The 23,023-nt window shown below is 51.7% G+C and carries 26 protein-coding genes and 2 pseudogenes; 12 read left to right on the top strand and 16 right to left on the bottom strand.

Going from position 1 to position 23,023, the window contains the following annotated elements; translation table 11 throughout:
* Positions 1–50: 50 nt before the first annotated feature.
* Both UR289_RS13250 and UR289_RS13245 read right to left on the bottom strand, forming a co-directional pair.
* A complete protein-coding gene (locus UR289_RS13250) occupies positions 51–1,460 on the bottom strand; it encodes a PLP-dependent aminotransferase family protein (protein ID WP_033145692.1) in 1,410 nt (469 codons plus the stop codon).
* A gap of 82 nt (positions 1,461–1,542) precedes the next feature.
* Positions 1,543–1,731 carry a hypothetical protein gene (locus tag UR289_RS13245; RefSeq protein ID WP_023335881.1) on the bottom strand — a complete coding sequence of 63 codons (189 nt, stop codon included), beginning with the start codon at positions 1,729–1,731 and terminating at the stop codon, positions 1,543–1,545.
* A gap of 391 nt (positions 1,732–2,122) precedes the next feature.
* Between UR289_RS13245 and UR289_RS13240 the strand changes: the two genes are divergently transcribed.
* The 4 genes from UR289_RS13240 (at position 2,123) to hslJ (ending at position 5,227) form a co-directional block, all read left to right on the top strand.
* Positions 2,123–3,523: a cytochrome ubiquinol oxidase subunit I gene (locus UR289_RS13240; RefSeq protein WP_039262882.1), complete on the top strand. Its 1,401-nt coding sequence runs from the start codon at positions 2,123–2,125 to the stop codon at positions 3,521–3,523.
* Complete coding sequence (gene cydB, locus UR289_RS13235; protein WP_033145694.1) at positions 3,523–4,533, top strand: cytochrome d ubiquinol oxidase subunit II; 1,011 nt, start codon at positions 3,523–3,525, stop codon at positions 4,531–4,533. Before UR289_RS13240 ends, cydB begins: the two co-directional genes overlap by 1 nt.
* Complete coding sequence (locus UR289_RS13230; RefSeq protein ID WP_320710405.1) at positions 4,533–4,661, top strand: DUF2474 domain-containing protein; 129 nt, start codon at positions 4,533–4,535, stop codon at positions 4,659–4,661. The genes cydB and UR289_RS13230 overlap by 1 nt, the downstream gene beginning before the upstream one ends.
* A 128-nt stretch (positions 4,662–4,789) precedes the next feature.
* Complete coding sequence (gene hslJ, locus UR289_RS13225) at positions 4,790–5,227, top strand: heat shock protein HslJ (RefSeq protein ID WP_320710404.1); 438 nt, start codon at positions 4,790–4,792, stop codon at positions 5,225–5,227.
* Here hslJ and UR289_RS13220 read toward each other — a convergent pair whose 3' ends face one another.
* The gene (locus tag UR289_RS13220; protein ID WP_023312003.1) at positions 5,228–5,494 is read right to left on the bottom strand and encodes a DUF333 domain-containing protein; all 267 of its coding nucleotides are present in this window, start codon (positions 5,492–5,494) and stop codon (positions 5,228–5,230) included.
* 272 nt (positions 5,495–5,766) lie between these two features.
* Here UR289_RS13220 and nifJ point away from each other — a divergent pair, with 272 nt between their 5' ends.
* The 3 genes from nifJ (at position 5,767) to UR289_RS13205 (ending at position 11,064) form a co-directional block, all read left to right on the top strand.
* Complete coding sequence (gene nifJ / locus UR289_RS13215; protein ID WP_320710401.1) at positions 5,767–9,291, top strand: pyruvate:ferredoxin (flavodoxin) oxidoreductase; 3,525 nt, start codon at positions 5,767–5,769, stop codon at positions 9,289–9,291.
* A gap of 389 nt (positions 9,292–9,680) precedes the next feature.
* Positions 9,681–10,790: a porin OmpC gene (gene ompC / locus UR289_RS13210; RefSeq protein ID WP_196354305.1), complete on the top strand. Its 1,110-nt coding sequence runs from the start codon at positions 9,681–9,683 to the stop codon at positions 10,788–10,790.
* 148 nt (positions 10,791–10,938) lie between these two features.
* Positions 10,939–11,064: a hypothetical protein gene (locus tag UR289_RS13205; protein WP_255519867.1), complete on the top strand. Its 126-nt coding sequence runs from the start codon at positions 10,939–10,941 to the stop codon at positions 11,062–11,064.
* A gap of 63 nt (positions 11,065–11,127) precedes the next feature.
* Here the strand turns inward: UR289_RS13205 and UR289_RS13200 are convergent, their stop codons facing one another.
* The 6 genes from UR289_RS13200 to UR289_RS13175 form a co-directional block, all read right to left on the bottom strand.
* A complete protein-coding gene (locus UR289_RS13200) occupies positions 11,128–11,205 on the bottom strand; it encodes a hypothetical protein (protein WP_223239581.1) in 78 nt (25 codons plus the stop codon).
* A gap of 68 nt (positions 11,206–11,273) precedes the next feature.
* Positions 11,274–11,696, bottom strand: a complete 423-nt coding sequence (locus UR289_RS13195) for a GFA family protein (RefSeq protein ID WP_045888983.1) — start codon at positions 11,694–11,696, stop codon at positions 11,274–11,276.
* 3 nt (positions 11,697–11,699) lie between these two features.
* Positions 11,700–11,897, bottom strand: coding sequence for a hypothetical protein (locus UR289_RS13190; RefSeq protein ID WP_023616678.1), 198 nt, complete (start codon positions 11,895–11,897; stop codon positions 11,700–11,702).
* 40 nt (positions 11,898–11,937) lie between these two features.
* Complete coding sequence (locus tag UR289_RS13185; protein ID WP_063439760.1) at positions 11,938–12,387, bottom strand: hypothetical protein; 450 nt, start codon at positions 12,385–12,387, stop codon at positions 11,938–11,940.
* A 143-nt stretch (positions 12,388–12,530) separates the two neighbouring features.
* Positions 12,531–12,875 carry a DUF1294 domain-containing protein gene (locus UR289_RS13180; RefSeq protein ID WP_320710391.1) on the bottom strand — a complete coding sequence of 115 codons (345 nt, stop codon included), beginning with the start codon at positions 12,873–12,875 and terminating at the stop codon, positions 12,531–12,533.
* Positions 12,876–13,369: 494 nt separating this feature from the next.
* On the bottom strand, positions 13,370–14,893 hold the full coding sequence (locus UR289_RS13175) for an EAL domain-containing protein (protein WP_320710388.1): 1,524 nt from the start codon (positions 14,891–14,893) through the stop codon (positions 13,370–13,372).
* 787 nt (positions 14,894–15,680) lie between these two features.
* On the opposite strand from UR289_RS13175, the gene UR289_RS13170 reads away from it, so the two are divergent.
* The gene (locus tag UR289_RS13170) at positions 15,681–15,899 is read left to right on the top strand and encodes a cold shock domain-containing protein (RefSeq protein WP_032656808.1); all 219 of its coding nucleotides are present in this window, start codon (positions 15,681–15,683) and stop codon (positions 15,897–15,899) included.
* 187 nt (positions 15,900–16,086) lie between these two features.
* Here UR289_RS13170 and UR289_RS13165 read toward each other — a convergent pair whose 3' ends face one another.
* Entirely contained in the window at positions 16,087–16,251 is a 165-nt protein-coding gene (locus UR289_RS13165; protein ID WP_216786936.1) for a YnfU family zinc-binding protein, read from the bottom strand.
* Between the two features lie 96 nt (positions 16,252–16,347).
* Here UR289_RS13165 and UR289_RS13160 point away from each other — a divergent pair.
* Positions 16,348–16,576 (top strand): annotated as a pseudogene (locus UR289_RS13160) (hypothetical protein).
* Between the two features lie 266 nt (positions 16,577–16,842).
* Entirely contained in the window at positions 16,843–16,989 is a 147-nt protein-coding gene (locus UR289_RS21885; protein WP_350223650.1) for a YnaM/YnfT family protein, read from the top strand.
* A gap of 45 nt (positions 16,990–17,034) precedes the next feature.
* On the opposite strand, the gene UR289_RS13155 is transcribed toward UR289_RS21885, so the two are convergent.
* Positions 17,035–17,355 carry a cupin domain-containing protein gene (locus tag UR289_RS13155; RefSeq protein ID WP_320710384.1) on the bottom strand — a complete coding sequence of 107 codons (321 nt, stop codon included), beginning with the start codon at positions 17,353–17,355 and terminating at the stop codon, positions 17,035–17,037.
* Between the two features lie 141 nt (positions 17,356–17,496).
* Here UR289_RS13155 and UR289_RS13150 point away from each other — a divergent pair.
* A pseudogene (locus UR289_RS13150) lies at positions 17,497–17,565 on the top strand (hypothetical protein); the annotation flags it as partial.
* 35 nt (positions 17,566–17,600) lie between these two features.
* Complete coding sequence (ttcA, locus tag UR289_RS13145; protein ID WP_033145703.1) at positions 17,601–18,536, top strand: tRNA 2-thiocytidine(32) synthetase TtcA; 936 nt, start codon at positions 17,601–17,603, stop codon at positions 18,534–18,536.
* A gap of 42 nt (positions 18,537–18,578) precedes the next feature.
* Here ttcA and dbpA read toward each other — a convergent pair whose 3' ends face one another.
* The 5 genes from dbpA to UR289_RS13120 form a co-directional block, all read right to left on the bottom strand.
* Complete coding sequence (gene dbpA / locus UR289_RS13140; protein WP_033145704.1) at positions 18,579–19,952, bottom strand: ATP-dependent RNA helicase DbpA; 1,374 nt, start codon at positions 19,950–19,952, stop codon at positions 18,579–18,581.
* A 27-nt stretch (positions 19,953–19,979) separates the two neighbouring features.
* Positions 19,980–20,153, bottom strand: a complete 174-nt coding sequence (locus UR289_RS13135; RefSeq protein ID WP_305089335.1) for a hypothetical protein — start codon at positions 20,151–20,153, stop codon at positions 19,980–19,982.
* Positions 20,154–20,435: 282 nt separating this feature from the next.
* A complete protein-coding gene (gene zntB / locus UR289_RS13130; protein WP_033145705.1) occupies positions 20,436–21,419 on the bottom strand; it encodes a zinc transporter ZntB in 984 nt (327 codons plus the stop codon).
* 154 nt (positions 21,420–21,573) lie between these two features.
* The gene (locus UR289_RS13125) at positions 21,574–22,716 is read right to left on the bottom strand and encodes a methyl-accepting chemotaxis protein (RefSeq protein WP_320710380.1); all 1,143 of its coding nucleotides are present in this window, start codon (positions 22,714–22,716) and stop codon (positions 21,574–21,576) included.
* 117 nt (positions 22,717–22,833) lie between these two features.
* The coding region (locus UR289_RS13120; protein ID WP_320710379.1) for a hypothetical protein at positions 22,834–23,023 on the bottom strand (190 nt) is incomplete at its 5' end.

The following is a 23,023-nucleotide window of genomic DNA, read 5'->3' as shown; positions in this document are numbered from 1 at the left end:
CAGCGCCGTCATCAGGATAAGAATTGATTATTTAAATAACGGAGAAAAGTTTATTCCAGCATCGTGCTAATTAATTTTCCTAACTGAATGACCGCCTGCTCTTCTCGCTCTCCCCAGGCCCAGGAGGTATTAAACCGGAAGAACGGTGTCCACGCGTCGGAGGTGGAAAACATCTTTCCGGGCGCAATGCTGATGTGGTGCGTTAAGGCTTTTTCGCTCAGCAGACCCGCATCCAGCTGCGCCGGAAGCTCCAGCCATAAAAAGTAGCCGCTGTCGTTATGGTGAATTTTGACGCCGGCAGGCATATGGCGCAAAAGAGACTGCCAGGCCTGCTGTTTTCGCTCGGCGAGGGTACGCCGCAGGCGGCGCAGATGGGCGTCGTAGCGTTTCGTCGCCAGATAATCCACCAGCGCCAGCTGCACGGGTGAGCTGGTTGAGAGCGTGCTCATCAGCTGCAGCTGCTGAATGCGTCTCGCGTGTTTTCCTGCCGCAACCCAGCCGATGCGAAAACCGGCCACCAGGCATTTTGAAAAGGACGAGCAGTGAAGCGTCATGTCCTGGCGATCCCATGCTTTCGCCGGGAGCGGCTTTTCGCGGCCAAAATAGAGTTCGCTGTAGACATCGTCTTCAATCAGGGGGACGTTGTGCTGCGTTAACAGCGCGACAAGCTGCGCTTTTTTCTCCGCGCTCAGCGTGAAGCCAAGCGGGTTCTGACTGTTGGTCATGATCCAGCAGGCTTTAACCGGGTACTCCTTCAGCGCCTGTTCAAGGGCATTCAGATCAATCCCCTCGCGGACATCCGTCGCAATCGACAACGCTTTGAGCTTCAGGCGTTCCAGCGCCTGCAGCGCGCCGTAGAAACACGGGTTTTCGACTATCACCCAGTCGCCCGGCTCGGTTACCGCCTGCAGGCTGAGATTGAGCGCTTCAAGCGCGCCTGCGGTGATCACAATCTCTTCCGGGGAGATGTTCATCCCCTGCTGCGCGTAGCGACGGGCAATGGCGTGGCGGAGATCGACGTTACCCGGCGGCAGGTTCTCAATCACGCTCATCGCCGTCGCGGTTTTGCTGACGTTCGCCAGCGAGCGGTTGAGCTGCTGCAGCGGGAAAAGTCGGGGATCGGGAAACGCGGAGGCAAAAGGAACAACGGACGGGTCGCGGCTGGCCTGTAAGACGTCGAAGATGTAGGTATTAATATCCACCACTTCGTCACGCATCACCTGGGCAGGTGGAGCAGGCTGATGTGCGGTCGGGCGCGAGGCAACGTAATAGCCCGACTGCGGTCTGGCGACAATGCGCCCCTGACTTTCCAGCATCTGATACGCGTGGCCAACGGTCATAAAACTCATGCCGCTGCTCGCCACCTGCTCTCGCAGCGAAGGCAGCTTATCGCCCGGCAGCCATACGCCAAGCTCAATCTGCGAGATAATTTGTTGCGCCAGACGCTGGTATTTTTTCATCAAATTCTCCTTGTGACCGACAGTGTATATCAGCAGGAGAAAAAGAGAAGATTTAGCTAACTGTTATAGTTCGTGAAACGAATTACTTACGGTACTCGGTAACGTGGCTTTGCGCCTGACGCGCGGCGGCCAGGTGATCGAGCGTAATCATCGACGATTTGCAAAAGATGCATTTCGCGCCGAGTGGGTTTTTCTCAGACATATCAAAGACTGAGGTACGGTACTGCGAGCCATGACAGCATGGGCAGCGGAAATGAATATAAGAAGTCATAGGATTCTCCTGTAAACGTAAAAACGTAAATTACTAATGGGCCGATTGGGCAATAATGGTTTTAAACAAAACGAATCGGAAAGTAGATAAAGACCCAAGAGAGGCTGCGGAGAGGCACAACGTGATGAGAACTGCTTTATAAAACTACGTCAGATATTTATTTGGACTCAAAACCAGAGGGCCATTAACGCACGGCGCAGACGACAAGGCAAGCAGTTTTATGCGTAAAATTCATAAAAATACGGTTTTTATTCCTCACGCGAGGTATATCAGATGTCTAAAGCATGAGCTTTAAGCCAACTGTTATGGTTAAAAATCACTTTTCTGCGTCTGATAGTCCGAACTTTGCCCCTATACCATAACAGCACACCGTTTGACATTGAGGCTGTGCATGTTTGGTTTAGATGCTTTTCACCTTGCACGGATACAGTTTGCCTTTACCGTATCCTTTCACATTATTTTCCCGGCGATCACCATCGGCCTGGCAAGCTATCTTGCCGTACTCGAAGGGCTGTGGCTGAAAACCAAAAATCCGGTCTGGCGCTCGCTGTACCATTTCTGGTCGAAGATTTTTGCCGTCAACTTTGGCATGGGCGTGGTCTCCGGGCTGGTGATGGCCTACCAGTTCGGCACCAACTGGAGCGGATTTTCACAGTTTGCGGGCAGCATTACCGGCCCGCTGCTGACCTATGAAGTGCTGACCGCCTTCTTCCTCGAAGCCGGATTCCTCGGCGTGATGCTGTTCGGCTGGAACAAAGTCGGGCCGGGTCTGCACTTCTTCGCCACCTGCATGGTGGCGCTGGGCACCATTATCTCCACCTTCTGGATCCTCTCGTCGAACAGCTGGATGCAGACCCCGCAGGGCTATGAGATCGTCAACGGTCAGGTGGTACCGGTGGACTGGTTCGCCGTGGTGTTTAACCCCTCCTTCCCTTACCGCCTGCTGCATATGTCGATAGCCGCATTCCTGAGCAGCGCCCTGTTTGTGGGCGCATCCGCGGCATGGCATCTGCTGCGCGGGAATAATACCCCTGCCATCCGGGCGATGTTTTCGATGGCGCTGTGGATGACGCTGATTGTCGCCCCCATCCAGGCCATGGTTGGCGATATGCACGGGTTGAACACCTTAAAGCACCAGCCCGCCAAGATTGCCGCCATTGAAGGCCACTGGGAAAATCCGCCGGGTGAGCCTACCCCACTGCTGCTGTTTGGCTGGCCGGATATGGAGCAGGAGCGCACCCGTTTTGGGCTGGAGATCCCGGCGCTGGGGAGTCTTATCCTGACGCACAGCCTGGATAAACAGGTTCCGGCCCTCAAAGAGTTCCCGAAGGAAGACCGTCCGAATTCCACCATCGTGTTCTGGTCATTCCGCATCATGGCGGGCCTGGGCATGCTGATGCTGTTGCTCGGGGTGATGGCTCTCTGGTTGCGCTACAAAAAACGCGTGTATTCGTCGCGCCCCTTCCTGTGGTTTGCGCTGCTGATGGGGCCAACCGGGCTGATTGCCATCCTGGCCGGGTGGATCACCACCGAAGTGGGCCGCCAGCCGTGGGTGGTCTACGGACTCCAGCGTACAAAGGATGCGGTATCAGCCCACGGTGACCTGCATATGAGCGTGAGCCTGCTGGCCTTCTTCGTCGTCTATACCTCGGTATTCGGCGTGGGTTACAGCTATATGGTGCGCCTCATCCGAAAAGGCCCGCAGCCGCATGAAACTTTCGCCACCGAGTCCGACGGACGTCCGGCGCGCCCGCTTTCTGCCGTCACAACTGAACATAAGGAGCAGCCATAATGGGTATCGATCTTTCCATTATCTGGTTTGTGATCATCGTCTTCGCCACGCTGATGTATATCGTGATGGACGGTTTTGATCTGGGGATTGGCATTCTGTTCCCGGCCACGCAGAACGCCGACGATCGCGACGTGATGGTCAACAGCGTCGCGCCGGTGTGGGACGGAAATGAAACCTGGCTGGTGCTTGGCGGTGCCGCCCTGTTCGGCGCATTCCCGCTGGCCTATGCGGTGATCGTTGATGCCCTCACCATTCCGCTGACGTTAATGCTGATCGGGCTTATTTTCCGCGGGGTGGCATTTGAGTTTCGCTTTAAAGCCACGCCTGCCCACCGCCCCTTCTGGGATAAGGCGTTTATTGGCGGTTCAATTCTGGCAACGTTCACCCAGGGCGTGACGGTAGGCGCCGTCATTAACGGCTTTACCGTCACCGGCCGGGCCTATACCGGCGGCCCCTTTGACTGGTTTACCGCGTTTAACCTGTTTTGCGGCGCGGGGCTGGTGGTGGCTTATGCGCTGTTAGGCTCTACCTGGCTGGTGATGAAAAGCGAAAACGCGCTGCAGGAGCGGATGCGTGAGGTGTCGAAAACGCTGTTAATCGTGCTGCTGGCGTTTATTGCGGCGATCAGCCTCTGGACGCCGCTGGCGCAACCGGCCATCGCTGCGCGCTGGTTTACGCTGCCGAATCTGTTTTATCTGCTGCCGGTCCCTGCTTTGGTGGTGATTTTTAGCCTGTACCAGTGGCGCTGCCTGAATAATCCCGCCAGCCATAGCCGTCCGTTTATTCTGACGCTGGGGCTGATATTCCTCGGCTTTAGCGGGCTTGGGATCAGCATCTGGCCGCATATTATTCCACCTTCGATCACCCTGTGGCAGGCTGCCGCCCCGACGCAAAGCCAGGGCTTTATGCTGGTGGGCGCGCTGTTGATCATTCCCGTTATTCTGGTCTACACCTTCTGGAGCTACTACGTGTTTCGCGGCAAAGTTCAGCATGGGGAGGGTTATCACTGATGCAACAACCGGTCTGGAAAAGATTGCTGTGGCTGGCCATTATCTGGGGCGGCAGCGTACTGGCGCTGGCTGCTGGCAGTATGCTCTTCCGCATGCTGATGACGGCGGCAGGATTTAAATCGCATTAATGTTATTCCGGGCAACCGCTGCGTTGCCCGGTACTTCTCCCCGCACTTTCAGATAAACCCCATTAACGCACGGCAGAGTATCGTTACACTGGAAAAAGATTCACAGTATTTATAGTTTGAGAAGAAAAATGAAAAAGCTCATTGCGTTAAGCGTTATTAGTCTTGTCCTTTCCGGGTGCGTTAATCCGGGCAAAGCCTCCGTACAGCCGGAGCAACTTAAAAACCATCGCTTTGTGCTGGAAAATGTCAACGGTAAGGCCGTGAAGACCGCGACAACGCAACCTGAGATCGGTTTTAGCGCGCTGCCAGATATCAGCCTGGTGAATAACATCAGCGTTTCTGGTCAGATGTGTAACCGCTTCAACGGACAGGGGAAATTGTCCGAAGGCGAGCTGAAGGTTAAAACGCTGGCCATGACGCGTAAGCTCTGTACTGAGCCGCAGCTGAATGAGCTGGATCAGACCATCGGCGACATGCTGCGCAAAGGGGCGCAGGTCGACCTGACTGAGGACCAGTTAACGCTGGCGACAGCCGATAAAACGCTGATGTTTAAGCGTGCAGAATAATCAGTAGTTACCGCAGCTTCCAACGGCAAGCGACTGTTCGCTACAGCGTTTGCCGTTTGGCAAGGCGCACATCCCAATAGCAGAACCATCAAGCTGGCGGGCGACAGACAGCGAACCGCCAATCATCGCGCAGTTGGCCTGACCTGAACTGGACATTGCCGCTTTCATTCCCGGCGCCACGTGGGCTGCCGTTGCCTGCTGGACTGGCTCACTGCTACATGCCGACAACAATAACGCGGCACACCCTACCCAAAATGCTGAGCGCATGCTCTCTCCCCCATGAATAATGCGAAACCTATGCATAATAGGCATCACATCCCTTGTCGTCGAGAGTGGAAGTGCGTATTTATGCGCTCCGGAAACAATTTCTCGCAATTTTTTCGCCAAAAGTTTGATCTACCCATTGATGGCAGGAATACCAAGGACACAAAAGCGAAAATCGTAAAATCCCTCGTTTGCTAGAATACACAGATAATATTCAGGGTTTGTTGCCGTAATACAGACCCCTATTTTTTTGCGCAATGTAAGGGTGTTGTCCTATGCAAACTATTGACGGTAATGGTGCAGTTGCCTCAGTCGCGTTTCGCACCAGTGAAGTTATCGCCATCTACCCGATTACGCCAAGTTCTACCATGGCCGAGCAGGCGGACGCATGGGCGGGTAACGGGTTAAAAAACGTCTGGGGCGATGTCCCGAGAGTGGTTGAGATGCAGTCTGAAGCCGGTGCGATTGCCACGGTTCACGGCGCGCTTCAGACCGGCGCGCTTTCCACGTCGTTTACCTCTTCTCAGGGATTGCTATTAATGATCCCTACGCTTTACAAACTCGCCGGTCAGCTGACCCCCTTCGTTCTGCACGTTGCCGCGCGTACCGTTGCCACCCACGCGCTCTCTATCTTTGGCGACCACTCCGACGTGATGGCCGTGCGCCAGACCGGCTGCGCGATGCTATGCGCCAGCAGCGTTCAGGAAGCGCAGGACTTTGCCTTAATTTCGCATATCGCCACGCTTAAAAGCCGCGTGCCGTTTATTCACTTCTTTGATGGTTTCCGCACCTCTCACGAAATCAACAAAATCGTCCCGCTGGCTGACGATACTATCCTCAATCTGCTGCCGCAGGCGGAAATCGACGCGCATCGCGGACGGGCACTTAATCCTGAACACCCGGTTATTCGCGGGACATCGGCGAACCCGGATACCTATTTCCAGTCCCGCGAGGCCACGAACCCCTGGTACAACGCGGTTTACGACCATGTTGAACAGGCAATGAATGACTTTGCCGCCGCGACCGGCCGTGAGTACAAACCCTTTGAGTACTACGGCCATCCGCAGGCGGAACGGGTGATCGTGCTGATGGGGTCAGCCATTGGGACCTGTGAAGAGGTGGTTGACGAGCTGCTGACGCGCGGCGAAAAGGTCGGCGTGCTTAAGGTGCGTCTCTATCGTCCGTTCTCGGCTAAACATCTGCTTTCGGCTCTGCCTGAAAGCGCCCGCGCTGTGGCGGTGCTCGACCGTACCAAAGAGCCGGGCGCGCAGGCGGAACCCCTCTATCTGGATGTGATGACCGCCCTGGCAGAAGCCTTTAATCAGGGCGAACGTGAAACGCTGCCGCGCGTGATTGGGGGTCGCTATGGCTTGTCCTCCAAGGAGTTTGGGCCGGACTGCGTGCTGGCGGTATTCAACGAGTTAAGCGAGGCAAAACCTAAGCCGCGCTTTACCGTCGGCATTTATGATGATGTGACGAATCTTTCCCTGTCGTTGCCGGAAAACACCCTGCCCTCGACCGCCAAACTTGAGGCGCTGTTCTATGGTCTGGGCAGCGACGGCAGCGTCTCCGCGACCAAAAACAACATCAAAATTATCGGCAACTCAACGCCGTGGTACGCCCAGGGGTACTTCGTCTACGACTCCAAAAAAGCAGGCGGCCTGACCGTTTCCCACCTGCGCGTGAGCGAACAGCCCATCCGCTCCGCGTATCTTATCTCTCAGGCCGATTTTGTTGGCTGCCACCAGCTGCAGTTTATCGATAAATACCAGATGGCCGAGCGCCTGAAGCCCGGCGGTATTTTCCTCCTCAATACGCCGTACAGCGCGGACGAAGTCTGGGGGCGCCTGCCGCAGGAAGTTCAGGCGGTGCTGAACCAGAAAAAAGCCCGTTTCTATGTGGTCAACGCCGCAAAAATTGCCCGCGAATGTGGCCTGGCTGCGCGTATTAATACCGTTATGCAGATGGCCTTCTTCCATCTGACCAATATTCTCCCGGGCGACAGCGCGCTGGTGGAACTGCAGGGTGCGATTGCCAAAAGCTACAGCAGCAAGGGCCAGGAGCTGGTCGAACGAAACTGGCAGGCGCTGGCGCTGGCACGCGAATCGCTGTTTGAGGTACCGCTGCAGCCGGTGAATGCCGCAAGCCCGAACCGCCCTCCGGTGGTGTCCGATGCGGCGCCCGATTTCGTGAAGACCGTGACGGCGGCGATGCTGGCCGGCCTGGGCGATGCCCTTCCCGTCTCCGCGCTACCGCCGGATGGCACCTGGCCGATGGGCACCACGCGCTGGGAAAAACGTAACATTGCCGAAGCGATCCCCATCTGGAAAGAAGAGCTGTGTACCCAGTGCAACCACTGCGTTGCGGCCTGCCCGCACTCTGCTATTCGTGCCAAAGTGGTTTCACCGGAAGAGATGGAAGCCGCGCCTGCCAGCCTGCATTCGCTGGATGTGAAATCTCGCGATATGCGCGGACAGAAGTACGTTCTGCAGGTCGCGCCGGAAGATTGCACCGGCTGTAACCTGTGCGTCGAGGTCTGTCCGGCGAAAGACAGGCAGGATCCGGAGATCAAAGCCATCAATATGATGTCGCGTCTGGAGCACGTCGAAGAGGAGAAGGTCAATTATGACTTCTTCCTGAATCTGTCGGAAATCGATCGCAGCAAACTGGAACGTATTGATATTCGTACGTCACAGCTGATTACGCCGCTGTTTGAGTACTCCGGGGCCTGCTCCGGCTGCGGTGAAACGCCGTATATCAAGCTGCTTACCCAGCTGTACGGTGACCGGATGCTGATTGCCAACGCAACCGGCTGTTCATCCATCTACGGGGGCAATTTGCCTTCTACGCCGTACACCACCGACGCGAATGGGCGCGGTCCGGCGTGGGCAAACTCGCTATTCGAGGACAACGCCGAATTCGGCCTGGGCTTCCGCCTGACCGTCGACCAGCACCGCGCGCGCGTGATGCGCCTGCTGGAGCAGTTTGCCGGGCAGATCCCCGCTCAGCTCAATGACGCGCTTCATGCGGACGCGACGCCAGAAGAACGTCGTGAGCAGGTTGCTGAGCTGCGCCGCGCGCTGCAGGGCGTTGCGGGGGCTGAACAGCTGCTGACCGACGCTGACGCTCTGGTCGAAAAATCAATCTGGCTGATTGGCGGTGACGGCTGGGCTTACGATATCGGCTTTGGCGGGCTGGATCACGTGTTGAGCCTGACCGAAAACGTCAACATCCTGGTTCTGGATACGCAGTGTTATTCCAATACCGGCGGCCAGGCGTCGAAAGCGACGCCGTTAGGCGCGGTAACGAAATTCGGCGAACACGGTAAACGCAAGGCGCGCAAAGATCTCGGCGTGAGCATGATGATGTACGGTCACGTTTACGTCGCGCAAATCTCGCTGGGTGCCCAGCTTAACCAGACGGTGAAAGCGATTCAGGAAGCGGAAGCGTATCCTGGCCCGTCGCTGATCATTGCCTACAGCCCTTGCGAAGAGCATGGCTACGATCTGGCCCTCAGCCACGACCAGATGCGCCAGCTGACCGCGACCGGCTTCTGGCCGCTGTACCGGTTCGACCCGCGTCGTGCAGACGAGGGTAAATTACCGCTGGCGCTGGATTCGCGTCCGCCGTCGGATGCCCTGGCCGAGACGTTAATGCAGGAACAGCGATTCCGTCGCCTTAACGCCCAGCAGCCGGAAGTGGCCGAACAGCTCTGGAAAGATGCCGCTGCTGACCTGCAAAAACGCTATGACTTCCTGGCGCAGATGGCGGGTAAAGCCGAAAAACCAACCAGCGACTAGTTCCCCTGCCCGGCTTATCCGGGCATTTTTTTGCCATAAAAAAAGCCCGGCGTATTCACACCGGGCGAATCCAGATAATCATTGAATATCTATTTAGTTTCCTTAATAGCATTCATGTTAATTATGGATGAATCATCTTACAGGCATATAACGCCGGCCAGATTACCTTAATTAACGCCTGATTAATAATTTCAATTTAATATACTTACTTTTAAATCATTCATCAAACCGATGATCATTTCCGCCGATTTATTCGGTTTAGATTTTACTTAGTTCGTAACAATTATATTTTATTACTCTTACACGGGAGTGATTTAGCATGAGACAACTTTCTCATTCTGAAAGTTCAACAGGTAATTAAATAAAAACAACTGCAAAGGAATATCACAATGCAAAGAAAAGTACTGGCTCTGATGATTCCGGCTCTGTTAATAGCTGGTTCTGCTCAAGCAGCAGAAATTTATAATAAAGACGGTAACAAATTAGATCTGTACGGAAAAGTAGATGGTCTGCACTACTTTTCCGATAACAAAGGTGCTGACGGCGATCAAACCTATATGCGTCTGGGTTTCAAGGGTGAAACGCAGATCAACAACACGATGACCGGCTATGCGCAGTGGGAATACAACATTCAGGCCAATAACACGGAAGGGTCTGATAATCAGTCCTGGACGCGTCTGGCCTTCGCCGGTGTAAAAGTGGGTGACTACGGCTCCTTCGATTACGGTCGTAACTACGGTGTCCTGTACGACGTGGAAGGCTGGACCGATATGCTGCCTGAGTTCGGTGGCGACTCCTACACCAAAGCCGACAACTTCATGACCGGCCGCGCAAACGGCGTGGCAACCTACCGTAACACCGACTTCTACGGTCTGGTGCAGGGCCTGAACTTTGCGCTGCAGTATCAGGGCAAAAATGAAGACGCCAGCAACAACCAGGAAGGTACCAACAACGGTCGCGACACGCGTCACGAGAACGGTGACGGCTTCGGTATCTCCACAACCTATGACTTCGGCATGGGGATTACTGCGGGTGCCGCGTATACCTCTTCTGACCGCACCAACGAGCAGGTCATGAATACCACAGCAGGTGGAGACAAGGCGGATGCATGGACGGCGGGCCTGAAGTATGACGCCAATAACATCTACCTGGCGGCGATGTATTCTGAGACCCGCAATATGACCCCTTATGGTGATAATACCGACGCCGTGGCGAACAAAACCCAGAACTTCGAAGTGACCGCGCAGTACCAGTTCGACTTCGGCCTGCGTCCGTCCGTTTCCTACCTGCAGTCGAAAGGTAAGGATCTGGGCAACGGCCAGGGCGACCAAGATCTGGTTAAATACGCTGACGTAGGGGTCACCTATTACTTCAACAAAAACATGTCCACCTACGTTGATTACAAAATCAACCTGCTGGATGAAGACGACAACTTCTACAAAGACAACGGCATCAGCACCGATGATGTTGTAGCGTTAGGTCTGGTTTACCAGTTCTGATTGTCAGAGCCCGCATAATCATGCGGGCTCGCTTGTTTTTTGAAGTCCGTCACATAAGACAGTTTAAGAAAGGGGTTGGTTGAGGGAAAGTTGAAAGTAAGCTGGTTAAACTGCGGTGATAGCCCTTTCGTCACTAAGGATAACAGCGTTGTTTGGTCGTGTATCCCTTGCCTTACTTACCCTTTTAGCATTGCTGTGGATGGCGTTAATTTTTGATTTTGGTGATATCGTCGGGCATCTCGGCGCGCTATTAAACCATCTGGATGGCAGTTAACTATTGTCCCTGGAAATAAAAAGCCACCAGCGTTGCCGGTGGCGGGTAAACGCGTAAGTCGCGTTATTTTTTCACAGGTTGAGGCTTTTTATCACCTGATTCAGGGGCCTCACGCGGATCGTCTTTTTCAACACAGAGCATAGTTTCTCCTGTTTCAGTTACCCACTGCCTACTATAGCCGGAGGAGTAAAAGAGTGGCCAGGCGGCAATCATGCCTGATCTTCCCCTTTCTCGCGAAAAGAGAGATAACCTAATACCCCACTATCCCCATCCATGGGATGGTTAACGCCGTCCATCACCTTCACCTCTGGAAAATCAAAAGGTGAAACGTTTTCAAAACAGGCGACATTAACGCCATATTCGTTTGGGTTAGAACGCCGCTGATGGAACGTGTAGATCCCGCATACCGAGCAGAAGAAATGCCGTGCCGTTCCCGTGTTAAAGCGGTACTCGGTGAGCTTATCTTCACCTTTGGTTACCTTAATGCCTGACAGCGGCGCAGAGACGACGACCGCGCCCCGCATGCGACAAAAGGAACAGCTGCAGCGCCGCGCGGTATTCAGACCATCAGTGAGCTCAACGGTGAACGCTACCGCGCCGCAATGGCACTTCGCATTACGTCTTTCAGCCATGGGCTATACCCCTTTTCTCACCAGCTCGGCGGCTTTCACGAAAACCTCATCTTCTACGCCATCGCCTTTTTGCCTGCCGAGCCTGACCAGTTCATCGACAATACTGTTGCGGTGGATCGGTTTTTGCGCTGAAACCAGCCCAATAACGGCGGCCCCGATCGCCAGCCCCACTAATCCGGTTTGTTCATCTTTGTTCATCATGCTTACGCTCCTGATCCAACCAACAAGCTTAGCAGGATTTTTAAAAACGCGGCGTCAAACCGTATTTTGGCGTTTTGATGTTTGCAGCCCAAATCTTGATATCGTTTTGCAGGAGGATCGTGAAATCGGATTTTAAATGCGTCACCATGCCATTGACGCTGTCCGCATCAACCACTGAAAAATGTTCAATTCTGTTCTGTCCTACCTGAACGCAATAATATTTGGCGGGCAGTACTTTGCCATTCACATTTAGCGGCAGGTTATTCTCACCGCAACGGCCTTCAGTAATATATGAAACCAGTAAATTAGCGGATTTTCTCCCGGGCTGGGAGACGCTCACCATGACAGGGAAACCTTCCGATGTCTGCGTCATATCATAAAGGACCGCATTTTTTATATACCAGGTATTATATTCCCGCTCCTGAAAAGCAGACCAGGAAGGCGCAGAAAAGAGCACCAGCACTGCCAGGATAAGAGATTCTATTTTCATGGGATGTTGTCGTCCGTGTTGTTGCACGTATTATTCAGATTGTGCAAAAAACAGCAACCACTTAAGAATAGTCCTACTACTATTGGCAATGACGGAGGAATAAATTAAAGATATGCCTTACCGTCAGCAGTCCCAGCCAACGCTCATAAAAGAGAATAAGAAGAAAAATGGTAAACGGCCGCCATCATGGCGATGCTGACGACGACGCTGATGAAAAAGTAGCTTTTGAAGGGCTGCTTTTGGGTTTTATGGCGAAAGAGTTGTTGGCCCACAATGGCGCCAGGCCAGCCACCTGTCACGCCAAATATCAGCAACGTCGCTTCCGGAACCCTGCGCATCCCCTTTCGCGCCGCCATTTTATCGGCGCCATACATGACCAACGTCATCACGTTGATCGCCAGAAACCACGTGACCAGAGGATGGGTAGTAAGAAGGCTGCCGATCGCAGCGATAATCAGGAGTAAATAACAAAAGCGATTAAGGGTCATAGCACGAGTCACGGAGTGTTTAGCGGTTTTGGATGACGCATTATACGCTAACTGACGAAAATCTCAGAATGAGACAGCTATTCTAAATGCAAACTGCGCCCCGGCCTTTACTAGTTAATATTTAAACTGCGGTAATAAGTAAGCATTACTTCATTATGCTATGGCCGCTAGCATTTTTTTCTTAAAAAATTAACCTGAAGCAACTTACGTCGAAAACACAGCGTAAGCGCATTGTTTTAACAAAACAATAATCATTGCATCCATCAATCTTAAGAGGATGCGACAATTTTGATTAAAGTCAAATTAAACGTTAGGCAGCTAATATTCCAAATCACCCATTTGCTTAAGAATCCCAAAGAGAATGTTGAAAACAATTAATTTGACCATCCGGTCAATACATAACAAAATATTACCGTGGTTAAAACAATAATGGTCTGCATTTTTGGGGGATGATGTCCCCCCTTTTTATTTCCTCAGAAACAACCGAATAAACATTATTCCACCCTGACCTTAACTTTTGGCTTCGACAAGAGAACTTTGACCAGTTCCTTGAAAGGAAGAGGTTTGTAAAAGAAAAAACCCTGTAAAAACCGGATATGATTGCGTGTGAGGTAATCGAGCTGCTCTTCTGTTTCAACGCCTTCCGCCACGATGCTAATTGAGAGTTTTTTGGCCAACTCCAGTACCGAATCAAGGATTAGGGTTGAGTCCTCATTCGCGTTAACCCTGGCAACAAAGCTCTGGTCGATTTTAATGTAATCAATATGCAGATCCTGCAGATAGGACAGACCGGAATAACCCGTACCAAAGTCATCCAGCGCAATGGCAAATCCGTTGCTATGTAACTCATTCAATGTATTAACGAGATGTTCATCAATGTCGAGTGGTTCACGCTCCGTCACCTCAACGACGAGGTTAAGATCCTGTTGAGTGAAGCTGCGCTTGTAGTGGATACACTCTTCAACAAAGGTGGGCGCAACGATATGAGAAGCGCTGAAGTTAATCCCTACGTGAAAGCCTTCTGGCAGCAATGTCGCAATAGCATTCATGTGTATTGCAACCTGCCTCATTAAGCTTTGAGTCAAAGGAATAATTAAACCGGATTTCTCAGCAAGAGGAATGAAGGATGCGGGAGAAATAAATCCTGATTGAGGATGCTTCCATCTGGCCAGCACCTCCACACCCCGTAAGGTTCCCTCTTTGCCGCTCACAACGGGTTGGTAATACGGAATAATTTCATTTCTGTAAATGGCGATGCGCAGTGATTCTTCGGGTGAAACATCCTTAGAAATATAGCGTTGAAGAATATAAGCAGAGAGAGACGATATTATCAGCAGGAATAACACCACGCCTCCGGCTCGATTGAATAATCTCTTAAGACTAAAAAGAGGTGGAGAGTTGAATTGTACCGAGAAAGGATAATTAGAGGCTTTTACCATTAATACCTCTTTCTTCGTAGGGTCTGCCATCGTAACATCCCCTGTCAGACCTAAAAGGGTATTGCCTACTCTCAGGGAATATTCTACGCCATTTAATGGCATATCCAGCGCATCCCGGATATGGCTATCGCTGATGCTAACGATGATTCGGCTTCCGGCGTGAATTGTCTGGTATAAGAAAACCGGAAGACCGTTGACGGTACTGGCCGAAGGGACGAGGAGCAATGATGACTCAGGCAGCACTGAGCTGTTGACCAACAATACGCGGTTTCCCGGTAACGAGGAGCACCAGACCGCATCATTTTTCAGAATAACGATCGTTCTCAGGTGAGGCTGTAATGCCGCCTCGGTGCCCAGCCGATATTGCCCTTCAGCATCACACTCATTCTCGGCAAGTTGCTTTGCCATCTCAGTCGCATGACGAGCTTCTTTAAGAATAACATTCATGTTCCGCACGACGTAGTGCGCCTCTGCCAGGCTATCGGCCCGTGCAGAATACCAAACCTGTAAATTGATGATAAAAACGCCGAGCAAAAACATTGTCGTGGCTGCAGCTACGGGGATAGATGCATGGCGCATTTAGGGTTCTCGATTTAAGTGACGTAGCCGCTTCAACGATGCTGAAGTGATTGAATTGTCATCGTCTTAAGCATGGTTGATAACGTAATAAATACCATGACAGGCGTCAGAAAAGTTCTCGTAAACCAGGTTCAGGGGAAACAAAAGGCCGCCGAACGGCAGCCCTGGTGGATAAGTGTCTATTAATATCGCTTCATTGTATTGATCGGGGTTCTTTCTGACCAGTCTGGCCGCTCGCCGGCCATGATGGCACGCTGTTGCGTTGGCGTCACAGACTGGGTTATTTCAGGCATTGACTTGTATTCGGGTTGTTTAGGTGGGCTGAGAACCAGATCGGAGCTACAGCCTGACAGCAGGAAAATGGCCAGTAGAGATGAACTAAGCTTGAACACGTTAAACCCTTCCAATGGGATAATATTTAAAGAAAAAGCGTGGTGCTGAACATACATAGCCTAATCAAAATATATTCACAAGGTCAATGCGCGCAACCCTTTTTCCTGCCCCGGATTCGCAAATGCGAACATCAAGCCGACGACTTTTTATTGAGAATTGATACCAGATTCAACGTGACCGGAAACGCGCCACGAAAGCCATCCGGATGGCTAAAATAACGTTTGCTTATCAGCACAGTCCATGCCTTAATGATTTAGTTGGTTCGATGCAATACCGAATACAATATTTTACCACGCAGTCCTCATAACCAGGCGCTATCGCTGATATCCCCTCCTTTTGAGTCCATACGTTTTAGTCATTTCTTATCATTTAAAGAGTCTTTAAAGGAGTATTTATGTCTTCACGAATTCAAGGTCTGGTTAAGTGGTTTAATGAAGATAAAGGCTTTGGCTTTATCTCCCCCCTTGATGGCAGTAAAGATGTTCTTGTTCGTTTCTCTGCCCTGCAGGGAGAAAGCTTTAATACACTATTTGAAGGTCAGAAAGTCGAATTTGCGATTCTCAGCGGCGATAAAGGACCTGCTGCTGCAAATGTCATTCTTCTGGATAGATAACATTATCAATGGCCCGTGATTACCAACAAGGTTTTCTGAGTAAACGGGCCCTGGATTATATGACTGTTATTCATATCAACAGCCGACATATTTTCTTAACGAGTGCGCTAACTAATGTGATGAAGTGCAGAACTGGTGCACAAGTAATCTAAACTCAAAGCTAACTCATTTTTTCCACTACTTTGATTTATAATCGTTGAGTGGTTTTAAACAAAGCGTGGCAGTACGGGCAGACAAGTTGAGCGCCCTTTTGTACGCGATTAAAGCTATGCTCTGAATCTTTAGAGCAATTTGGGCATGGACATTTGACTAAATGATTTCGACGGGATTGTGTATTTTTACGTCCAGACATAGGCATCTCCTGATTTTACGGACTGCCACCATACACGTTAAAGCTAAAAAATGCTTGCTTTAGTTTTGGAAAGATCTCAAAAACACAGGGTGGTTTATGAAGAATGTAATCGTTTTTTTTCAATGGGAAACCTGGTAAAGTTGTCACAGTGCAACAAGCAACTACGTCCGTAAGACAAGAATATCCGGACGGTGAAGAAATACACCTTCAGATTATGTCTGCTGGTTTCCCATCTTTAACCGGAGATCGCAGCTTTCTTTATGTTGCCTCTGATACAGAACTCACCTCTCAGAAGATACTTGATGCTGCAAAAATCCATTTGTGAGCAGCATTTCCGGCTAAATCTCAGTACTTCATAAAAGGAAAGATAAAACCTCAGTAAAATCACCAGTATTTTCAGTGAGCGTTTTTAGGCTTTATCTATTGAATTAAAATAATAAAAATGCCTTACTATTAAAGCCTGCTAAATGCAGGCATTTTTTTATAAAACCTGCAAATACACCCTCTCATCTTTATTTAAATAACACTGACTAAAACTCGACACTTCTTTTCATTAAAATTTTGCACTTTGCAGGAACTAATGCAAAAGAAATGAGTCAAATGAAGACTCTTACCAGAAAAGATTATTTTATGACATCTTATATTGTAGTAACCACTGTTGCCGTTGTTATGGGGTTGATAACGTTGAGTCTGATTAAAGTTTGGATCAGCACGTCGAACAATCCTGACAATCAATAACCTTATCGCAATTCGTTATTTTTAATGATTTTTACTACAAGCGGCCTAAAGTTGAGCCACCTCCGTTTCTGGTAAATCTATGATAACCAGTGTGCCAAAACTGCCTGTTTCTACAGTATGGGGAGCGCCAGCTTTAGCGATATAGAGCTGTCCAGGCGTTACAGAGATTTTTTTACCCCTCACGCCCAGCTCCAGACGTCCATCAATGACAAGTAACCCCTCGTCATACTCATGAACCTCTTCAATCACTGAGCGTTCATCCATTCGTAAAACTTTGAGATTTGCAGTTCCAATGCGGCCCAATACATGAGAGTGCCAGGTCTCCGGTAAGGCAAGTGCTTCTGTTTTGAGGTCATAAAGCGACATAAAGTCATTCCTTTTGATGTTCATTTAACGCTCTTATGCCATATAAGTTCCCTGCGGTCATATAACAAATATGGAAAACTAACACGAGTAAGATGCTATATGAGATCCTGAAATCGCAGAGCACGCTGACAGCGTTGCAGCGCCAGATATAACCCCGCTGTAAAACGTGCTGGTATTCGTCGCCGGAATCCGTACCATACGCGGCATACAATGTTTGCCCCTGCTGGCTCCGAAGGTAGTACTAAATGCAACAGAATCAAGAAATTAACAAAAAAGAGCAATACAACCTGAATAAACTGCAAAAGCGACTGCGCCGTAACGTGGGCGAAGCCATTGCAGACTTCAACATGATTGAAGAAGGTGACCGTATCATGGTCTGCCTGTCAGGGGGTAAAGACAGCTATACCATGCTGGAGATCCTGCGTAATCTTCAGCAAAGCGCACCGGTGAAATTTTCCCTGGTGGCGGTCAACCTTGACCAGAAACAGCCGGGCTTCCCGGAGCACATTCTTCCGGAATACCTCGAGAAGCTGGGCGTTGAGTATAAAATCGTCGAAGAAAATACCTACGGCATTGTGAAAGAGAAAATCCCGGAGGGGAAAACCACCTGCTCACTCTGCTCTCGTCTGCGCCGCGGCATTCTGTATCGTACCGCGACGGAGCTGGGCGCGACCAAAATTGCGCTGGGCCATCACCGCGACGATATCCTGCAAACGCTGTTCCTCAATATGTTTTACGGCGGCAAGATGAAAGGCATGCCGCCTAAACTGATGAGCGATGACGGCAAGCACATTGTGATCCGCCCTCTCGCCTACTGCCGCGAAAAAGACATTGAGCGTTTTTCTCAGGCTAAAGGTTTCCCGATCATTCCATGTAACCTGTGCGGCTCTCAGCCGAACCTGCAGCGTCAGGTGATTGGAGACATGCTGCGCGACTGGGATAAGCGTTATCCAGGGCGTATCGAAACCATGTTCAGCGCGATGCAAAACGTTGTCCCTTCCCATCTCGCGGATGTGGAGCTGTTCGACTTTAAAGGCATCAACCACGAGTCAGAAGTTGTGAACGGCGGAGACCTGGCGTTTGATCGGGAAGATATTCCCATGCAGCCAGCGGGCTGGCAGCCGGAAGAAGATGACAATCAGTTTGAAGAGCTGCGTCTCAACGTGCTTGAAGTGAAGTAAGCGATTAGCGTCTCAGAAACACCTTCTGAGACGCTTCATTCTTCATTTCAGCAGACGTACGCGACAGGTTTTACCCTTAATTTTCCCGTTTTGCAGCTGCTTCCATGCCTTATGGGCAACCGCCTGGCGAACCGCTACGTAGACATGCGCCGGATGGACCGCAATCTTGCCGATATCCGCCCCGTCCAGACCCACATCCCCGGTCAGCGCCCCTAATACGTCACCTGGACGCATCTTGGCTTTTTTACCGCCATCAATGCACAGCGTCGCCATTTCAGCCTCCAGCGGCACAATGCTGGCGCTGGCCGGTGCATTCATCCAGTTCAGCTTAATCTGCAGCATCTCAGAGAGAATGTTGGCGCGCTGCGCCTCTTCCGGTGCGCAGAAGCTGATCGCCAGACCGCTGTTTCCCGCGCGCGCGGTACGACCAATACGGTGCACGTGCACTTCAGGATCCCACGCCAGCTCAAAGTTCACCACCAGCTCCAGGGATTTAATATCCAGACCGCGCGCAGCGACGTCGGTTGCGACAAGAACGCGGGCGCTGCCGTTAGCGAAGCGGACCAGCGTCTGATCGCGATCGCGCTGCTCCAGATCGCCATGCAGCGACAATGCGCTCTGGCCGGCGGCATTCAGGGCATCACAGACCGACTGACAGTCTTTTTTGGTATTACAGAACACCACGCAGGACGCAGGCTGATGCTGGCTCAGCAATTTCTGCAGGAGCGAAATTTTCCCCTGCTGCGAGGTTTCAAAGAACTGCTGCTCGATAGCGGGCAGCGCATCTACGCTGTCGATTTCAATGGTAAGCGGATTTTTCTGCACGCGCCCGCTGATGGCGGCGATGGCCTCCGGCCAGGTCGCGGAGAACAGCAGCGTCTGACGATCGGCCGGGGCGAAACGGATCACCTCGTCAATCGCATCGCTGAAGCCCATATCCAGCATCCTGTCTGCCTCATCCATCACCAGCGTTTGTAACGCATCCAGCGAGACGGTGCCTTTTTGCAGGTGATCCAGCAGGCGACCGGGCGTTGCGACAATAATGTGCGGCGCATGCTGGAGTGAATCACGCTGCGCGCCGAACGGCTGTCCGCCGCAGAGGGTTAAAATCTTGGTGTTGGGCAGGAAACGCGCCAGGCGACGCAGTTCACCCGCGACCTGGTCTGCCAGTTCGCGGGTTGGGCACAGCACCAGAGACTGGGTCTGAAAAAGCGCCGCATCGATGTGCTGCAACAGGCCAAGGCCAAATGCCGCCGTTTTCCCGCTGCCCGTTTTCGCCTGCACGCGCACGTCACGGCCCTCAAGGATGGCGGGCAACGCGGCCGCCTGAACAGGCGTCATCGTGAGGTAACCCAACTCGTTGAGGTTATCGAGCTGGGCGGCGGGCAGAACATTCAGGGTAGAAAAAGCGGTCACAGTAGTCTCTCGTGGTCATCTTTGCGGTCAGATGGCGCGTATCCTCGCAGATCTCGCGGTTCGATGCGACAATTTAATCGGTTCTTGATCTGGCGGCGGGTCGGGCATCGGCTGCGGACGCGGGATGGGATCGGGCATTGGCACCGGATCGGTGGGGACGGGATCGGATTGACGCGATTGTTGCAGTAGCAGAGCGTTCAGGATGCTCATCATTCCCTCCAGAATTTGCTGTCGTCCCTTTTAGGGTAGACGCTGAGAATCAGGAGGCAAAAAAAAGCCGACTATGAAGTCGGCGTCGTACGAATCAATTGTGCTATGCAGTAATTCAAAAAAGGAAGTAAGACAATATGGAGCGCAACGCCCATCGCTTGACGTTGCATTCACCTGCGGGAGTAATATTGCACCTTACGGGGTAGATGTTTATTGACTTCGCTCAATTAAAAGAGCGTTTTGATCCCGTTGAAAGCTGAAAAAAGCGTAAATTTACAGCCATTTACTACGATGCAACCACCATGCAACACCACCAATCAAAACAACTAACATCACGCAAAACGCGGTAAAGCCGTAGCGATAGGCGCCACCCGGAATTCCACCCAGATTCACGCCAAACAGCCCGGTAAGAAACGTGCTGGGTAAAAACACCATCGCCATCAGGGACATCGTATAGGTTCTTCTCGACAGCGACTCCTGCATCACCTGCGCGATTTCGTCCGCCATCACCGCCGTTCTGGCAATACAGGAATCAATCTCGTCCAGCCCGCGCCCCAGCCTGTCGGCAATATCCTGCATTCTGCGTCGCTGATCGTCATTCATCCAGGCGAGCCTTTCGCTGGCAAGACGCGCATACACGTCGCGCTGCGGCGTCATGTAGCGGCGCATCACAATCAACTGTTTACGCAATAAGGCCAGAAAACCGCGGGGCGGGATTTGCTGATCGAGCAGGTTATCTTCCAGGTCGATGATTTTGTCGTGCAGCTCTTCAATAAATTCACTCGCATGATCGGTAAGGGCGTCGCAGACGTCCACCAGCCAGCTGCCGCAGTCGACCGGCCCGGTGCCCTCTTTCAGATCGTTGACAATGTCATCCAGCGCCAGAACTTTTCGCTGGCGGGTCGACACAATGAGCCCGTCGTCCATGTAGACACGCATCGCAACCAGCTGATCCGGGCGTTCATCCGTGCTGCCGTTAATGCAGCGCAGGGTGATCAGCGTCCCGTCACCCATTCGACTTACGCGGGGCCGCAGGCTTTCACCCGCCAGCGCATCGCGCACGTTATTGGGCAATAGCGGCGTCGAGGCCAGCCAGTCAGCGCTGTCCGGGTGGGTGTAGTTCAGATGTAGCCAGCAGGGATGCGCACTATCGATCACATCATTATCTTCCAGCGGTCGCGCACCGCCGCGACCATCCAGCACCCACGCAAAAACTGCGTCTGGAACGTTAAGTTCAGATCCTTTAATGCTTTCCACAGCGCCTCCACCTTTTTAGCTCTTCGGTGTCAGTCTAGCTTTCATCAGGTGTTAAGCAACAACTATGTATCCCATCGCGCTGAAATCGCTCAGGAATTGTACATACCAGGCGGAGGCATGAAAAAAGCCTGGCATGCCAGGCTTTGAGGTGCTGTCAGAGAGAGTGCTCTGGCCGCTGGAGGAAGGATGGCGAACCGCCAGGTGATGAGGATAAGGATGACTGATCGAGCCTGAAATTACGCGTCCGGGTTTGCAGCTCAATCACCTGATTACGCAGTACATCAGACGAACCGTTGAGTTCCTCTGCCATTGCCACGTTACTTTGTGTGACCCGCTCCAGCTCCGATAGCGCCAGGGTAATCTGAGAAATGCCTTTCTCCTGCTCTGAGGTTGACGCGGAAATGTCGTCCATTAAGCGGCTGACATTTCCCGACCCCGTCACGATTTCATGCATGTTTTTCTCTGCCTGTGACACAACGCTGGCTCCCTGCGTGACGTTACTGCTGGTGACTTCAATCAGCGTTTTGATATTCTTCGCGGCCTCCGCGCTGCGGTGTGCCAGGTTTCTTACCTCTTCCGCGACGACAGAAAAACCCTTGCCATGATCGCCCGCCCTTGCCGCCTCCACGGCCGCGTTGAGCGCCAGGATATTTGTCTGGAACGCAATGCCGTCAATGAGCGAAATAATCTCCGTCATCTGCTGCGCGCATTCGGTAATGGACTGCATATTGCTGGCGACCTGCCCCATCAGCTCGCCGCCCTTACGCGCCTGTAACGTCGCCACATTTGCCTGCTCGCTCGCCAGGCGGGTGTTATCGGCATTGTTTTTGGTGCTCGCGGCCATTTGCTCCATGCTGGCTGCGGTTTGCACCAAAGACGCGGACTGCTGCTCGGTTTTCACCGATAGCTGAGCGCTACGTGCCGAAAGTTGATCCGATAAGGTCATGGCGGTTTGCGATGACGCCCTGATCTCACGCAACAGCGTCGCAATATTGCCGGAAAGGCTGTTAATGCCGGGGATGAGCCGGCCCGCGCAGTTATTGCCAAATTCTGGGATAGAGACGCCAAGGTTACCTGCGGTCACCTCCTCAATACTTCTCTTCACCGTATTGATCGGCGTCACAAGATACTTCGTCATATAGACCCAGAGCAAAAATAGCGCAACGAAATTGATGACATTAAGCGAAATAAAGAGAGACGTATTGCTGGAAAATAGAACAACGACACCTGCACTTACCAAAAAAAGAGAGAAAAGGAACCCGATAATAAAGGTCCTTACACTAATATTTCTTAGCATGATAATACCCACGTTTTATATTTTGGTCGGCACTTAGACTTATAGCATTGGCCCGGAAGTTTTTCATCGCAAACAACGCTTGTTTTTTGTTTCGCCGTTAGCATCCTGAGATTTACGTTAAGTCAGATAAAAAGAGCGTATTAGTGAAAATGTTTTGCTCAGCATGCTGTGATACTGGTCTCCAGCCATGTTAAGCGATAGTATCGCCCGCGGTGAGACGACACGATCGCCCTCATATTTAAGGAGCTTTGCTACTGTTATTCGTTCTTGTTTAGCAATGCTTAATATATTAACAAGAGAATATATT

The organism is Enterobacter sp. 302C9 (assembly GCF_034106085.1).
GTDB lineage: Bacteria > Pseudomonadota > Gammaproteobacteria > Enterobacterales > Enterobacteriaceae > Enterobacter > Enterobacter asburiae_B.
Note: the sequence above shows the minus strand (reverse complement) of the source record. Positions and strands in the feature narration are given on the sequence as shown.

Bases quoted from the DNA above. Each gene is read 5' to 3' on its own strand.
- UR289_RS13230 (WP_320710405.1), top strand. From the start codon at position 4,533: ATGCAACAACCGGTCTGGAAAAGATTGCTGTGGCTGGCCATTATCTGG.
- UR289_RS13170 (WP_032656808.1), top strand. From the start codon at position 15,681: ATGTCTTCACGAATTCAAGGTCTGGTTAAGTGGTTTAATGAAGATAAA.
- UR289_RS13195 (WP_045888983.1), bottom strand. From the start codon at position 11,696: ATGGCTGAAAGACGTAATGCGAAGTGCCATTGCGGCGCGGTAGCGTTC.
- UR289_RS13240 (WP_039262882.1), top strand. From the start codon at position 2,123: ATGTTTGGTTTAGATGCTTTTCACCTTGCACGGATACAGTTTGCCTTT.
- UR289_RS13185 (WP_063439760.1), bottom strand. From the start codon at position 12,387: ATGAAAATAGAATCTCTTATCCTGGCAGTGCTGGTGCTCTTTTCTGCG.
- UR289_RS13125 (WP_320710380.1), bottom strand. From the start codon at position 22,716: ATGCTAAGAAATATTAGTGTAAGGACCTTTATTATCGGGTTCCTTTTC.
- ttcA (WP_033145703.1), top strand. From the start codon at position 17,601: ATGCAACAGAATCAAGAAATTAACAAAAAAGAGCAATACAACCTGAAT.
- UR289_RS13250 (WP_033145692.1), bottom strand. From the start codon at position 1,460: ATGAAAAAATACCAGCGTCTGGCGCAACAAATTATCTCGCAGATTGAG.
- UR289_RS21885 (WP_350223650.1), top strand. From the start codon at position 16,843: ATGAGTCAAATGAAGACTCTTACCAGAAAAGATTATTTTATGACATCT.
- UR289_RS13245 (WP_023335881.1), bottom strand. From the start codon at position 1,731: ATGACTTCTTATATTCATTTCCGCTGCCCATGCTGTCATGGCTCGCAG.
- UR289_RS13155 (WP_320710384.1), bottom strand. From the start codon at position 17,355: ATGTCGCTTTATGACCTCAAAACAGAAGCACTTGCCTTACCGGAGACC.
- hslJ (WP_320710404.1), top strand. From the start codon at position 4,790: ATGAAAAAGCTCATTGCGTTAAGCGTTATTAGTCTTGTCCTTTCCGGG.
- ompC (WP_196354305.1), top strand. From the start codon at position 9,681: ATGCAAAGAAAAGTACTGGCTCTGATGATTCCGGCTCTGTTAATAGCT.
- UR289_RS13180 (WP_320710391.1), bottom strand. From the start codon at position 12,875: ATGACCCTTAATCGCTTTTGTTATTTACTCCTGATTATCGCTGCGATC.
- cydB (WP_033145694.1), top strand. From the start codon at position 3,523: ATGGGTATCGATCTTTCCATTATCTGGTTTGTGATCATCGTCTTCGCC.
- UR289_RS13220 (WP_023312003.1), bottom strand. From the start codon at position 5,494: ATGCGCTCAGCATTTTGGGTAGGGTGTGCCGCGTTATTGTTGTCGGCA.
- UR289_RS13190 (WP_023616678.1), bottom strand. From the start codon at position 11,897: ATGATGAACAAAGATGAACAAACCGGATTAGTGGGGCTGGCGATCGGG.
- nifJ (WP_320710401.1), top strand. From the start codon at position 5,767: ATGCAAACTATTGACGGTAATGGTGCAGTTGCCTCAGTCGCGTTTCGC.
- UR289_RS13175 (WP_320710388.1), bottom strand. From the start codon at position 14,893: ATGCGCCATGCATCTATCCCCGTAGCTGCAGCCACGACAATGTTTTTG.
- UR289_RS13200 (WP_223239581.1), bottom strand. From the start codon at position 11,205: ATGCTCTGTGTTGAAAAAGACGATCCGCGTGAGGCCCCTGAATCAGGT.
- UR289_RS13165 (WP_216786936.1), bottom strand. From the start codon at position 16,251: ATGTCTGGACGTAAAAATACACAATCCCGTCGAAATCATTTAGTCAAA.